We start from the raw sequence: 13689 nt of genomic DNA on the forward strand, positions 1-13689 counted from the left end.
CCCATACGTGGAGAGCGGACACAACGCGCCGCCATTCATCGCATAACGGAGTCGGTGTATCGCAAGTTCCATGAATGGGGTCTGACGGGGTTTCGTCTGGTGGTCAGCGCCTGTGCGCACGTGGCGCCCTCCCCTTGCTGTTCCCTCGCGAACGCCGGGATCCAGGGTGACGGTATGCTACGGTATTTAGCTGGGCCCCCGCGTCCGCGGGGGAACGGCTATGTGGTTATGTCCTTCGGACAGTCAGTGGCCGGGGAAGTGAATTAGCGCGGTTGCTTCGATGCCGTCTGTGCGCAGTGCTTCCGCGCCGCTCAGGTCGGGAAGGTCGACCAGGAACTGGGCTTGCGTGACGACCGCACCAGCCTTGTGGAGGAGGCGGACGGCGGCGCGGGCGGTGCCGCCGGTGGCGATCAGGTCGTCGACCAGCAGGACGCGCGCGCCGGGCGCGAAGGCGTCGGCGTGGATCGCGATGCGGTCCGTGCCGTATTCGAGCGCGTAGTCCTCTGCGATGGTGGCGCCGGGGAGCTTGCCGTCCTTGCGGATCAGCAGGACGCCGGCCTTTAGCGGGGCGGCCAAGGCGGCGGCGAAGAGGAAGCCGCGGGCTTCGATTCCGGCGACTAGGTCGACGGGGCCGGAGACTGCTTCGACCATCCGCTCGATCGCGGTCGCCCAGCCTGCCGGGTCGAGCAACAGTGTGGTGATGTCGCGAAACTGGATGCCGGGCTTGGGGAAGTCCGGGATGGTGCGGATAAGGGCCTTCAGATCGGCGTTGCGCGCGTCGGTATCGGACATGGGCGTTCCTTCTCTCCGCGCGGGGGCGGCGGACGTGCCGAGACGCTGTGTTGCGTGACGGCCAAAACGAAAGCGGCGGATCAGGCTTGTCGCCCGTCCGCCGCTCCCTCTATCCGTGCGCCCTTACCGTGGGAGCCCGGCCATCATCAATGCTTAACGTCGCGCCAGACGTTCTGGTAGGCGCCCCAGGCGAGGCCGCAGAAGATCAGGATGAAGATGATCGACGCGAACCCGGCGGCATGGCGCGCCTCGAGATTGGGCTCGGCGGTCCAGGTCAGGAACGCCGCGACGTCGGTCGACATCTGCTCCTTCGTCGCCTTGGTCCCGTCCGCGTAAGCGACCTGGCCATCCGACGTGAGCGGTGGCGGCATCGCGATGTTGAGGTTCGCGAAATACGGATTGTAGTGAAGCCCCGTCGGCGTCTTGATGTCCGGGAACTCCTTCAGCAGCGCGGCGGGCTGCGTCGTGTAGCCGGTCAGCAGCGAGTGGACGTACGCCGTGCCCTCTTCGCGTGCCTTGGTGATCAGCGAAAGATCGGGCGGCAGCGCGTTGTTGTTGGCGGCGCGCGCAGCGATCTCGTTGGCGAACGGCGACGGGAAGCGATCCGACGGGATGTTCTTGCGGGTCGCGGGCTCGCCCGTCTCGGGGTTGATCGTCGGCTGTTCGATCGCCCACTGGTTGGCGATCGCCTTAACCTCGGGGTCGGTATAGCCGATCTTGGTCAGGTCGCGGAACGAGACCAGCCGGAGCGAGTGGCAGGCCGAGCAGACTTCCTTGTAAACCTGGAACCCGCGCTGAAGCTGGCGACGGTCGAACTTGCCGAAGACGCCGTTGGAGGCGAGCTCGAGTTCCTTGGGGTGCTTGTGCGCGACGCTCTCAGCCGAGGGCGCGACGGGGTCGGTGATCGCCCCCGAGATGCTGCCGAAGAGCGCGATGCCGAGCACCAGCACGAAGGCCGCGCCGACGAAGGATGCGATGAGACGAACCATGTGTGTGTCCTCTAGTTCGTATCAGTGCGCGGCGTGCGGCGCGGAGGCCGCGCCGTGCGACGTGGGCGCAGTCGACAGCGCGGTCTGCGCCGGGCTCGTGCCACCATGGTTGGCCAGCACGGCCTCGGTGATCGAGTTCGGCAGCGGCCGCGGACGCTCGGAGCGCGAGATGAGCGGCAGGATGATCAGGAAGTGCGCGAAGTAATAGGCCGCGCAGATCTGGCTGAGGATCACGTAGAACGCGTTGGCTGGTGCGCCGCCGCAATAGCCGAGCACGAAGATATCCGCGACCAGCACCCAGAATGCGATCCGCGCCTTGGGGCGATAGTTCATCGAGCGAACCGGCGAACTGTCCAGCCAGGGGAGGAAGAACAGCAGCAGGATCGAGCCGAACATTGCCAGCACGCCCCACAGCTTGGCCGGCAGGATGAAGTCCGCGGTGAAGGCGCGCAGGATCGCGTAGAACGGCCAGAAATACCATTCGGGGACGATGTGCGCGGGCGTCGAAAGCGGGTTCGCCGGGATGTAATTGTCCGGGTGGCCGAGATAGTTCGGGAAGAAAAACAGCAGGCTGGCGAAGATCAGCAGGAAGATGCCGAGCCCGAAGCCGTCCTTGGCGGTGTAGTACGGGTGGAACGGGACAGTGTCCTGCTCGCCCTTCACGTCGACGCCGGTCGGGTTGTTCGAGCCGGGGATGTGCAGCGCCCAGATGTGCAAAATGATGACGCCCGCGATCACGAACGGCAGCAGGTAATGCAGCGAGAAGAAGCGGTTGAGCGCGGCGTTGTCGGGCGCGAATCCGCCGAGCAGCCAGATCCGGATGGTGTCGCCGACCAGCGGGATAGCCGAGAAGAACCCGGTGATGACCTGCGCGCCCCAGAAGCTCATCTGGCCCCAGGGAAGCACGTAGCCCATGAACGCGGTCGCCATCATCAGCAGGAAGATGACCACGCCGAGCAGCCACACCATCTCGCGCGGCGCCTTGTACGAGCCGTAATAGAGCCCGCGGAAGATGTGCGTGTAGACGACGATGAAGAACATCGAGGCGCCGTTTGCGTGCGCATAGCGGAGGAACCAGCCCGCGTTGACGTCGCGCATGATGCTCTCGACCGAGTCGAACGCGACCGCGCCGTTGGCGGCGTAGTGCATCGCCAGCACGATGCCGGTGACGATCTGGATCGCCAGCGCGGCGCCGGCGAGGACGCCGAAGTTCCAGAAGTAATTGAGGTTGCGCGGGACGGGATAGCCGCCGCCGAGGGAGTTATAGACGAGCCGGGGAACGGGAAGCCGCTCATCCAGCCACCGCGTCAGCGGCAGCTTCGGTTCGTATTGCTTGGCCCAGGGAAAGCTCATGGTGTTTTCCTCAGCCTACCGTGACGACGGTGTCGGAGTTGAAGGCATAGTCCGGAACGTGGAGGTTCGACGGAGCGGGGCCTTTGCGGATGCGCGCGGCGGTGTCGTAGGCCGAGCCGTGGCACGGGCAGAAATAGCCGCCGAACGGGCCCTTGTTCTCACCCTCGCCCGCGCCGAGCGGGACGCAGCCGAGATGCGTGCAGACGCCCAGCGTGATCAGCCAGTTCTTCTTGCCCGCCTTGGTGCGCTGCTCGAGCGTCTGCGGATCGCGCAGCGTCGAGATGTCGACCGCGTCGGCTTCCGAGATTTCCTTCGGCGTCAGGTTGCGCACGAAGAGCGGCTGCTTGCGGAACGAGGTCTTGATCGCCTGGCCGGGGAGGATCTTCGAGAGGTCGATCTCGGTGGTCGACTGTGCGAGCACGTCGGCGCTCGGGTTCATCTGGTTGATCAGCGGCAGGACGATCGCGACCGCGCCGACACCGGCGAAGGAGACGGCGGCGATATTGATGAAATCACGGCGGCGAGGATCATGGGCCTCTTCGTGAAACGGCTCTGGCGATTCGCCGGGAGGAACCATGTCGTCGACTGTCGCCATTCATCTCGCCCTTGCACGTTATTTTTTTCGTGGCCTGGCGGGGCTTCAGGTTTCGACGAACCGTTGCCCACCTTGCCCGACCGTCCCCACGGAGGCTGGCCTTTGATAGACGGCGGGGTGCCGGTTTGCCAACTGCATTTTGCTTTGGGTTACCGCCGGGCATCCGGCACGCTATGGGATCGGGCATGAGAATTGCCCTCTACCAGCCCGATATCGCCGGAAATGTCGGCGCGATCCTGCGAACCGCCGCGTGCATGGGAATCGGCGTCGACCTGATCGAACCGATGGGATTCACGTGGAGCGACAAGGCTCTCGCGCGCTCGGGGATGGATTATGTCGGCGCGGTCGACGTGGTGCGGCACGCCGATTGGGATGCGTTCCTGCGCCAAGTGACGGGGCGGATCGTGTTGCTGACCACCAAGGGCGCGGTAAGGCTGGATGTGGCCGAGTTCCGTAGCGACGACGTGCTGCTGATGGGGAGCGAGGGGGCTGGCGTGCCGGAGACGGTGCATGCTCGGGCCGACGTGCGCGTGCTGATCCCGATGCGGCCGGGGTTGCGGTCGATGAATATTTCGGTGGCGACGGGGATCGTTGCGGCGGAAGCGTTGCGGCAGACCGGCGGCTGGCCGAGCTGATCCTCCCCGCACGCGGGGAGGGGGACCGTGCGAAGCATGGTGGAGGGGGTTCACCGCGAACGTCCCGCTCCGTCATCACAACCGTAACGCTCGCGGAAATCCCCCTCCACCCTTCGGCCAAGTAGCCGAACGGTCCCCCTCCCCGTTCCGGGGAGGATTTGGTAAGGGCGGTGTCATGACCGATCTCGACCCTCAGCAAGCCGCCGCCCGCCACTGGTTCGAATCTCTGCGCGACCGAATCTGCGCGGAGTTCGAGGCGATCGAGCGGGAGGCTGGTTCCGACGCCTGCTTCGAGTACACGCCGTGGGACCGGATCGATCCTTCAGGCGAACCCGGCGGTGGCGGAGTGCGCGGCGTGATGAAGGGCAAGGTGTTCGAAAAGGTCGGGGTCAACGTCTCGACCGTCGGCGGGACGTTCGAGGGAGACTTCGCCAAGTCGATCCACGGCGCCGGCGAGGATCCGCGGTTCTTTGCGACCGGGATCAGCCTGGTCGCGCACATGACCAACCCGCACGTGCCGGCGGTGCACATGAATTGCCGCTTCCTGAACACGACCAAGCGCTGGTTCGGCGGCGGCGGCGATCTTAACCCGCCGCTGCCGATCGAGGAGGATACGGCCGACTTTCACGCGACGATGAAGGAGGCGTGCGATGCGCACGATCCGGCCTATTACGAGCGGTTCAGGGAGTGGGCGGAGACCTATTTCTACATCCCGCATCGGAAAGTGAGCCGCGGCGTCGGCGGAATTTTCTTCGACCATCTCGACGGCGATTTCGAGAGCAATTTCGCCTTCACGCGCGATGTCGGCGAGGCGTTTCTCGATGCCTATCCGCGGATCGTGCGGCGGCGGATGGATACGCCGTTCGATGCGGCCGACGAGGGGCGGATGCTCGAGTGGCGCGGGCGCTACGCCGAGTTCAATCTCGTCTATGACCGCGGGACGCTGTTCGGGTTGAAGACCGGCGGCAACATCGACGCGATCCTGATGAGCCTGCCGCCGCGCGCTACGTGGTCGTGATCCAGTGGCGCTGATCCCGGTTGCCGATGACGTCCTCGCGACGATCGTCACGACGCTGGAAATGCGCAAGCGGCCACCCCTGCGACCTAGCCCCGGGTCGCGGTTGCGGCTGGTGAAGTGGGAGCGGCCGACGCTGGAGAAGTATCGCGCGCTATTCCGGCGGGTGGGGAGCCCGTGGCTGTGGTTCTCGCGGCTTGTGATGGCGGACGATGCGCTGGCGGCGATCGTCCATGATCCGGGGATCGCGGTGTATGCGGTGCTTGATCCCGCGGGGATCGAGGTGGGAATGCTCGAACTCGACTTTCGCGGGGCGGGTGCGTGCGAGATTTCGTATTTCGGGTTGATCCCGGAGCTGGCGGGGCAAGGTCATGGGCGGTGGCTGATGGCCGAAGCTTGCGCGCGGGCCTGGGCGAAGGGGGTGGAGCGGGTCTGGCTGCATACCTGCACGCTCGATCATCCGAGCGCGTTGGGGTTTTATCGGGCGCAGGGGTTCGTGGCGGTGAAGCGGACGATCGAGACGTTTCCGGACCCGCGGGCGTCTGGGTTGCTGCCGCCGGAGACGGCGCCGCAGATCCCGTATCTGGCTAAGCGAGCATAGGAAGAAGACATGTTTCCCCGCGAAGGCGGGGATCCAGACTGGGTTCCCGCCTTCGCGGGAGAACAAGAGGCAGGAAGTTTACTTCCTTGGCGAACGCTGAACTCTGCGCCCTACCTAGCCAGCCGCCGGTAAGCAGAGATCGCGATCAGGGCCATCACTGTACCTGCTGCCATTGCTGCCACGGCAGCACCGGCATCGACGATCGCCAGCGCGACCGGGTTGGCCTGCCCGCCTTCGCGGAGGGCTCGGTCGAGCATAATGAACGGCGCGCCGACGAGCCAGCCGCTGATGTAGCTGAACGCCGCCAGCCCCATCAGCGGCAGCCCCGACCCACGGCTGAGTACGAGACTGCGGCGGATCGCAGCCAGCGCACCGAGCGGGGCTTCGGCGAACATTGCCGGGCCGGTCAGCATCGTCCGGCCGAGGATGTAGAGGCCGGGGATCGCGTACAGCAACAGCCCTGCCCCCGCCGGCAGCGAGACGATCACCATCGCCAGCAGGAAGCGGGGGAAGATCCGCAGGCAGCGGGTCAACGCGGTGCGCAGGTCGACATGATCGCGGTCGAGATACAGCGCGTAGAACAGCGACGTGCCGAAGAAGCTCGTGACATAAGCGAGCAGATACCAGCCGCCATGCGCCGCCGCCCAGGTCTGCACCGCATCGGCCCAGACCATCGCCTGTGCCTCGTTGTTGCCCGCCGCCGCGTCGGGCATCGGCGGATCGGGCACGACCAGCGCGAGCGCGAATGCGGGGAGGAACAGGAACGGCGCGGCGATCCGCAGCAACAGGTCGCGGTCGCGTTTGAACAGCGTCCAGGCGTCGGTGAGAACGGTCGCGAAATCGAGCTTCATGGGACGGCGTGTTTCTCTCTGGTCGCGACGTAGAGCTGCGCGGTGAAGACGGCGGCGAGCGCCGTGAAGGCGGTGGTGACGATCGAGCCCGCAACCCCCGCAAGGAAGGCCGCCGTTGCGACGGAGTCCGCGCCTAGCACGAGACGGAAGACGATACCCGTGACGGACTGCGCGGCGCCCGTCGCTACCAACAGCACGATGCAGAATAGCACCAGGACGCCGATGATCCGCCACGTCATCCCCTTGGTCAGCTGGATCGAGCGACGGATCGCACCGACACCGAGGCGCTCGTTGAGAATGACCGGGTTGAGCAGCACCAGCCGCGCGCCGATCCAGAGCAGCACGAGCAGATAGGCGAGACCGTAGAGCGCGGTGAAGCTGGCGGCACCGACGCTGGGCGGCGTCATCTGGACGCTCGTTCCGTTCGCGGCGGCCGCGAAGTCGAAACCGGACTGCACCAGAACGACGATCGGCGGCATCGCGAGCAGGACGGCGACGATGGTCAGCAGGACGGTGATGCCGAACGCGGGCAGGACGCGCGCGCTTCCCTGGCGACGGGCGGATGCCGCATCGACAGCGGGATCGGTCGCGATCGCGACGATCGCGAGTTGTGCCCAGATCAACGCGAACAGCGCGCCGATCGTCAGGACTGCGCCAACCAGCATCGAAACCGGGTTTGTGCGCGACGAGAACGCGACGAAGCCATCGCGTACGACCGTCGGCATTAAGATGCCGAGCACCGCGATCCGCGCGATCATGCCGGTGCGTCCGTTGAGCACCTCGATCGTGCGATCCCAGACCGTTCCCATCTTCACGCGTGCGTTGATCATGCCCGTCCTCGCGCCCGTCGTCGCCATGCCCGTGCTCCCGCCATTCCCGTTCCAGCGCGAGTTAGCCCAAGCCCTCGCACTTGACCACATGGTTGAAACGCTCGTCGCGGTTGCAAGTTCGGATTCGGGTGCGCAATTGGGATCGGTGACCACCCCTCTCCCCTCCGATATCGAATGGCGGACCAGTGCCGGCCTAACCCCCTACGCCGATGCGCTCGCCGAGATGGAGGCGCGCGCGGTCGCGGTCGGCGCTGGAGATGCGCGCGAGCTGTTGTGGATGCTTGAGCATCCGCCGGTCTACACCGCGGGCACCAGTGCCGAGCCGGGCGACCTGATCGATGCGCGCTTTCCGGTGATCCCGACCGGGCGCGGCGGCAAATACACCTATCACGGGCCAGGCCAGCGGATCGGCTATGTCGTTCTCGACCTTACTAAGCGCGGACGCGACGTGCGGTGTTACGTCCACGCGCTCGAATCCTGGGTGATCGCGGCGCTCGGCGAACTCGGCGTCGAGGCGTTCGCGGTCGATGGCCGGGTCGGCATCTGGACGCTCGATCGAGGCCGCGAGGCCAAGATCGGGGCGATCGGCGTGCGGGTGAAGCGCTGGGTGACGCTCCACGGCTTCTCGGTCAACGTCGACCCCGACCTGTCGCACTTCGGTGGTATCGTGCCCTGCGGCCTGCCGGAGTACGGCGTTACGAGCCTGCAAACGCTCGGCATTCCGGCGGACCTTGCAACCTTCGACGCCGCCTTGGCGTTGACGGTCGATGCTTTCCTTGAAACAGTTTCTTGTCCTTGAGAAAACGAGGCTTGAGGGCGAGACGTTATCGGATTAATGTCCACTACGATTTGGGTATTAAGGGCGAGCAGCCAGCCAAATCCTCTATCTAGGGAGCTTCCACATGCGTGCACTCATTTCCAAGGTCCTGACCGGTTCGCTGATCGCCAGCGCAGCACTTGCCGTTTCGGCATGCGGTCCGAAGACCGAGACGACGACCGACAACACGATGGTCACCGACATGAACGCCACTGAGGGCATGGACACGATGTCCGACAACATGACCGCAGTCGACGGTGCGTCGAACGGTGGCATGATGGCCAACGACACCATGATGGCGAACGACACGATGATGTCGAACGACACCATGATGACGAACAACGCGATGACCACCAACGCAATGTAATTTCCGCAAGGAAACTACGACGTTGTGGAGGGCCGCCCGGGCAACCGGGCGGCCCTTTTCGTTATTGGTGGTGCGCGATGGTTTCGGCGATCGCAGCGCGTGCGGCCGCACCCTCTATTGGGCATTCTACGGCAGCCCCCGCGGCATCGTCGTCGAGCGATCGTTTCGGCGCCGACGGATTTCTGACGTTCCCACCCGACAATGGCGTCGGACGACCGGTCGAAAAGGTTAAAATCGCTTGGGGGTTTCACGGAAACGCTTTAGATTCGATCACTTGGAATGCCCTGGGGAGGTTGGAATGAAGGTGTTGCGTACCGCGCTCGCGCTTTGCGTGGCGTCGAGCGGGCTCGCTATGGCGCAGTCGGCGTCGGCGCAGTTCTTTTTACAGTCGCGCGATTTCTCGGGCGCAGCCGTCACTGGCGAAGAATCCGACCTTGGTCAGCCCCTGCCCGGTGCGACGTCGGCGGAAATGCGCGCGGCGTTGGTATGGCACATGCGCGCGGCGCTCAACGTCGCGGCGTTGCAGTGCCAGTTCGAACCGACTTTGCTGACCGTGCCGAACTATAATTCGATCTTGGCCGATCACGGCGAAGAGCTGAAGGGGGCGTTCGACACGCTCACCAAATACTTCCTGCGCGTGAACAAGGCGGCGGGGCCCAGGGCGGGTCAGGGCGCGCTCGACCAGTTCGGGACGCGGACCTATTCGAGCTTCGCCACCGTGGCGGCGCAGTACGGTTTTTGCCAGACCGCAGGGTCGATCGGGCGCGATGCGGTGTTCGCACCGCGCGGTCATTTCGCCGACGTCGCGCTGGCGCGCTCGCGTGAGTTGCGCAACAGCCTGATCCCGTGGGGCGAGCAGCGCTTTCCGCGGTACATCGGTCGAGAGCGCTCGGCGCCGATGATGATCCGGCTCGATCCGATCTGCTGGAACAAGAAGGGCGAATGGGTCGTGAAGAAGTGCGGCGCGCAGAACTGGCCACCGGCCGGCATGGGTATGGCGACCCGCTGAGTTGCCGGCTGAGGGTCGAGTGATCTGAGGGTGCACATCTGTCCGCACCCTTCGCACCAAGCACGCGGTCGGCGGGCATCGACATCATTCGACATCCCGACCACCTAACCTCGTCCGTCACCCCAGCGAAAGCTGGGGTATCTTGCGGGTCAGATGACGGTAGTCACACGGGGATATCCCAGCTTTCGCTGGGATGACGGAGGGGGACGGTAGCGCCCCCTACCCGTGCGTCCTTATTCGATCGATCAGCGCAGGCCGAGCAGCTTGTGCGTCTGGAGCGACAGTCGCCATTGCGGGCGTTCCATCACCAGATCCACGCAGGTCTCACGGTTCGCATCCGCCTTGGGATCGTCGAGCGGCTGCAGCAGGAAGTTTGCGAAGTCCCAGGTCTCGACTTCCTCAATGTCACTGCCCGGCTGCGGCCAGACGAGCTTCAGCTCGTGCCCGGCGCGCTGGACGACGATGCTGCCGGCCTTGGGGCTGATGCAGATCCAGTCGATTCCCGGATGCGCCGGGATCGTACCGTTGCTCTCCATCGCGATGCGGAAGCCGTACGCATGCAGCGCATCGACGATAGCGTCGTCGATCTGGAGCATCGGCTCGCCGCCGGTCAGGACGACGAATCGATCGTGCACCCCTTCTCCCCAGAAGCCCGCTACCGCTGACGCCAAAGCCTGCGCATCGGCGAACTTGCCGCCGCCGAGCCCGTCGGTGCCGACGAATTCAGTATCGCAGAACTTGCAGACCGCGGTCGCGCGGTCCTGTTCACGGCCCGACCAGAGGTTGCAGCCGGCGAACCGGACGAACACCGCGCGGCGGCCGGCGTTGACGCCCTCGCCCTGCAACGTGAGGAACATTTCCTTGACGGCGTAGCTCATGTCAGGCCGGCTTTACGGCGTAGCGCGTCGGGTCGGCGATCCCCGCCTCGTCGAAGCCACGCGAACGCAGGCGGCAGCTGTCGCACTCGCCGCAATGCTCACCGGCAGGCGTTGGATCGTAGCACGACCAGCTCAGGCCGAGGTCGAGGCCGAGACGCGTGCCCTCGCGGACGATATCCGCCTTGGTCATCATCTGCAGCGGCGCCTGGATGCGGAATGGTTCGCCCTCGACGCCAGCCTTGGTCGCGAGTTCGGCGAGGCCTTCGAACGCGGCGATGAACTCGGGGCGGCAATCGGGATAGCCGGAGTAATCGAGCGCGTTGACGCCGATGTAAATGTCGCGCGCGCCGGCCGCCTCGGCCCAGCCGAGCGCGAGGCTGAGGAAGATCGTGTTGCGTGCAGGTACGTAGGTGACCGGAATGCCGCCGCCGTCCTCGGTACCCGCGCCGTCCTTCGGCACGTCGATATCGGCGGTCAGCGCGGAGCCGCCGAACGCGGAGAGGTCCATCGGCAGCACGATGTGGCGCTCGGCACCGAGTGCGCTGGCGACGCGCCGCGCGGCGGCGAGTTCTATCCGGTGACGTTGGTTATAGTCGAACGACAGCGCGAGCACGCGCTGGCCGGCTTCGCGCGCGAGGGCGGCGGATACCATCGAGTCGAGCCCGCCCGATACGAGGGCGACCGCAAAGGGAGCAGGGGATGTCATGATGCGTGCTCGCTAGGCCAGCGAGCACAAAAAAGAAAGGGGCCGCCCGGCGGGGCAGCCCCGAGTTTGGCGCGGACGTGCGCCACAAGGGAGAAAAACGTGCTGAATAAGAGCACGTAACCGAAGATAAGGGTGAGACGTAAAAACGCCGTTAACGCCGTACATCCCCTCTCCCCTTGGGGGAGAGGGAGGGAGGAACCGTAGGCGACGGAAGGGTGAGGGCACGTGATCGCCCCAACCTTGCCCTCACCCTCCCACGCTTCGCGCGGGCCCCTCCCTCTCCCCTGCAGGGAGAGGGTTTTAATCCTCCACCGGCACCGGGAACTTGGTCGCGCAGAATGCACAGTCGACGATGATGAAGCCGGACTCGTCCGCCATCGACTGGCGCTCCTCCAGGGGAAATTTCGAGATCACGCCTCGGATATAATCCGGATCACAGCGGCACCCGCGCATGATCGGGATGTCGGCGAGAATGCGGACATCTTCCTCCTCGTTGAACAGGCGCCAGACGAGCGTCTCCAGTGGCAACGTCGCGTCGGTGAGTTCGTCGACGCCCATCGTGTTGCCGAGCGTGGCGACATGCTCCCATTCCGGATGGTCGAGCTTGGTATGCAACCGCTCGCGCCCGTCCTCGCCTTCGGGAAGATGCTGGAGGAACAGCCCGCCGGAGATGCAGCGACCGTCTGGGCCCTTCGCCATGCCGGTGCGGATCATCGTCGGGATCTGCTCGGACTGTGTGAAATAGCTCTGCGCGGCCTGCGACAGCGTGTCGCCGTCGAGCGGGACGATGCCCTGATAGCGCTCGTTGCTGGTCGCCATGTCGAACGTGATCGCGAGATAGCCGGCGCCGAACAGCGCGAACAGCGACGGTTCGGCGGGCGCCTCGGCGAGCTTGTCCGCGTCGTACTCGATGTACCCACGCACTTCACCGCCACGGTAGTCGCAGACGAGCAGCTGGACGACGCCGTTGTCGGTGCGCGTCTGCATCGTCAGCTGACCGCTCGAGTCCTTGAGCGTCGAACCGATCAGCGCGGCGAGCGTGAGCGCCTCGGCAAGCAGCCTCTCGATCGCGGGCGGATAGGCGTGCGCGGCGAGCACTTCGTCGAGCGCGGTGCCGAGCCGCACGATCCGGCCGCGTGCACTGCGCGCGGGGATCGCGAAGGCTAGCGCGCGGTCGAGATCGGTCACGTTAGGGTCGAATTTTGGCGTATCGTTCATCGTCCGCCAGATGGTGACCCTGCCCGTTCAGGTCAACCGATCTGCCCGAAGCACCAGCGCAGGACCGACTTCTGCGCGTGTAGGCGGTTCTCCGCTTCCTGCCAGATCAGCGACTGTGGGCCGTCGATCACCTCGGGCGTGACCTCCTCGCCGCGATGCGCGGGCAAGCAGTGGAGGAACTTAGCGTCGGGCTTGGCGAGTGCCATCAGCGCGGCGTCGACCTGGTACGGTGTGAGCGCCGTCAGCTTCGCATCGGCATGCGCCTGCCCCATCGAGATCCAGGTGTCGGTGACGACGATGTCAGCGCCTTCGACTGCCTCGCGCGGGTCGGCCACGACGCGCGCCCGACCCGACGACCGCGTGATGGCCTCTTCCTCTGGTTGGAACCCCTGCGGGCACGCCGCAACGACGTCGAACTGCATCAGGCCGGCGGCCTCGACGATCGAGGCGAGCACGTTGTTGCCATCGCCAAGCCACGCGACCTTGAGGCCGGGCAGCGACTTGCCGCTCTCGATGATCGTCAGCAGGTCGGCCATGATCTGGCACGGATGCGACGCGTCGGTGAGGCCGTTGATGACCGGGACCGAGGCGTAGTGCGCCATCTCCTCGATCTTGGCATGATCGTCGGTGCGGATCATGATTGCGTCGACATAGCCCGACAGGATGCGCGCAGTGTCGGCGATCGACTCGCCGCGGCCGAGCTGCATCGAGCCGCCGTCGGACACGATCGAAGTGCCGCCGAGCTGCCGGATCGCCATGTCGAACGAGAAGCGCGTGCGGGTGGAGCTCTTCTCGAAGACCATCGCGAGCGTGTGGCCGGCGAGCGGCACATCGGCGTCGGCGCGGCCCTTCGGGAAGCCGGCGCGCGCCGCCTTGCGGTCGAGTGCATCGGCCAGCATCGCGGCGATGCCGTCGGCTCCGGCGTCGGTGAGATTCAGGAAATGGCGGATGGTCAAAGCATCGGCTCCAGTCATGCAGGCCGTTAGTCGGTAAAACCGTTCGTCCTGAGTAGGGGCTGAGCGAAGCCGAAGAC

The 13689-nt window shown here is 65.4% G+C and carries 16 protein-coding genes; 6 read left to right on the top strand and 10 right to left on the bottom strand.

Features of this window, described 5'->3' with window-relative positions:
• Positions 1-243: 243 nt before the first annotated feature.
• The 4 genes from AC1MH0_RS06870 to petA form a co-directional block, all read right to left on the bottom strand.
• Complete coding sequence (locus AC1MH0_RS06870) at positions 244-792, bottom strand: adenine phosphoribosyltransferase (RefSeq protein ID WP_480965269.1); 549 nt, start codon at positions 790-792, stop codon at positions 244-246.
• Positions 793-938: 146 nt separating this feature from the next.
• Positions 939-1781 (bottom strand): cytochrome c1, encoded by an 843-nt coding sequence (locus AC1MH0_RS06875; RefSeq protein ID WP_480965270.1) that lies wholly within the window; start codon positions 1779-1781, stop codon positions 939-941.
• Between the two features lie 21 nt (positions 1782-1802).
• Positions 1803-3134, bottom strand: coding sequence for a cytochrome b (locus tag AC1MH0_RS06880; RefSeq protein WP_480965271.1), 1332 nt, complete (start codon positions 3132-3134; stop codon positions 1803-1805).
• A gap of 10 nt (positions 3135-3144) precedes the next feature.
• The gene (gene petA, locus AC1MH0_RS06885) at positions 3145-3711 is read right to left on the bottom strand and encodes a ubiquinol-cytochrome c reductase iron-sulfur subunit (RefSeq protein ID WP_056489394.1); all 567 of its coding nucleotides are present in this window, start codon (positions 3709-3711) and stop codon (positions 3145-3147) included.
• A 203-nt stretch (positions 3712-3914) separates the two neighbouring features.
• On the opposite strand from petA, the gene AC1MH0_RS06890 reads away from it, so the two are divergent.
• The 3 genes from AC1MH0_RS06890 (at position 3915) to AC1MH0_RS06900 (ending at position 5980) form a co-directional block, all read left to right on the top strand.
• A complete protein-coding gene (locus AC1MH0_RS06890; RefSeq protein ID WP_480965272.1) occupies positions 3915-4364 on the top strand; it encodes a tRNA (cytidine(34)-2'-O)-methyltransferase in 450 nt (149 codons plus the stop codon).
• 175 nt (positions 4365-4539) lie between these two features.
• Positions 4540-5382, top strand: coding sequence for an oxygen-dependent coproporphyrinogen oxidase (hemF, locus tag AC1MH0_RS06895; protein ID WP_480965273.1), 843 nt, complete (start codon positions 4540-4542; stop codon positions 5380-5382).
• A gap of 4 nt (positions 5383-5386) precedes the next feature.
• Positions 5387-5980 (top strand): GNAT family N-acetyltransferase, encoded by a 594-nt coding sequence (locus AC1MH0_RS06900; RefSeq protein ID WP_480965274.1) that lies wholly within the window; start codon positions 5387-5389, stop codon positions 5978-5980.
• Between the two features lie 110 nt (positions 5981-6090).
• On the opposite strand, the gene AC1MH0_RS06905 is transcribed toward AC1MH0_RS06900, so the two are convergent.
• Both AC1MH0_RS06905 and AC1MH0_RS06910 read right to left on the bottom strand, forming a co-directional pair.
• Positions 6091-6831 (bottom strand): hypothetical protein, encoded by a 741-nt coding sequence (locus AC1MH0_RS06905; RefSeq protein WP_480965275.1) that lies wholly within the window; start codon positions 6829-6831, stop codon positions 6091-6093.
• Positions 6828-7688 (bottom strand): hypothetical protein, encoded by an 861-nt coding sequence (locus AC1MH0_RS06910; protein WP_480965276.1) that lies wholly within the window; start codon positions 7686-7688, stop codon positions 6828-6830. The genes AC1MH0_RS06905 and AC1MH0_RS06910 overlap by 4 nt, the downstream gene beginning before the upstream one ends.
• Positions 7689-7806: 118 nt before the next feature.
• On the opposite strand from AC1MH0_RS06910, the gene lipB reads away from it, so the two are divergent.
• The 3 genes from lipB to AC1MH0_RS06925 all read left to right on the top strand — a co-directional run bounded on the left by lipB (position 7807) and on the right by AC1MH0_RS06925 (position 9854).
• Entirely contained in the window at positions 7807-8460 is a 654-nt protein-coding gene (gene lipB / locus AC1MH0_RS06915) for a lipoyl(octanoyl) transferase LipB (RefSeq protein ID WP_480965277.1), read from the top strand.
• 103 nt (positions 8461-8563) lie between these two features.
• The gene (locus AC1MH0_RS06920; RefSeq protein WP_056065069.1) at positions 8564-8845 is read left to right on the top strand and encodes a hypothetical protein; all 282 of its coding nucleotides are present in this window, start codon (positions 8564-8566) and stop codon (positions 8843-8845) included.
• Between the two features lie 298 nt (positions 8846-9143).
• On the top strand, positions 9144-9854 hold the full coding sequence (locus AC1MH0_RS06925; RefSeq protein WP_480965278.1) for a hypothetical protein: 711 nt from the start codon (positions 9144-9146) through the stop codon (positions 9852-9854).
• Between the two features lie 245 nt (positions 9855-10099).
• Here AC1MH0_RS06925 and queE read toward each other — a convergent pair whose 3' ends face one another.
• From queE to argF, 4 genes are all read right to left on the bottom strand, one after another.
• Positions 10100-10732: a 7-carboxy-7-deazaguanine synthase gene (gene queE, locus AC1MH0_RS06930; protein ID WP_480965279.1), complete on the bottom strand. Its 633-nt coding sequence runs from the start codon at positions 10730-10732 to the stop codon at positions 10100-10102.
• A 1-nt stretch (position 10733) separates the two neighbouring features.
• Complete coding sequence (queC, locus tag AC1MH0_RS06935; RefSeq protein WP_480965280.1) at positions 10734-11438, bottom strand: 7-cyano-7-deazaguanine synthase QueC; 705 nt, start codon at positions 11436-11438, stop codon at positions 10734-10736.
• A 300-nt stretch (positions 11439-11738) separates the two neighbouring features.
• A complete protein-coding gene (hslO, locus tag AC1MH0_RS06940; RefSeq protein ID WP_480965281.1) occupies positions 11739-12656 on the bottom strand; it encodes an Hsp33 family molecular chaperone HslO in 918 nt (305 codons plus the stop codon).
• Between the two features lie 32 nt (positions 12657-12688).
• Entirely contained in the window at positions 12689-13606 is a 918-nt protein-coding gene (gene argF / locus AC1MH0_RS06945) for an ornithine carbamoyltransferase (RefSeq protein WP_480965695.1), read from the bottom strand.
• Positions 13607-13689 lie beyond the last annotated feature (83 nt).

The sequence above is a fragment of the Sphingomonas sp. AP28 genome (assembly GCF_056680455.1).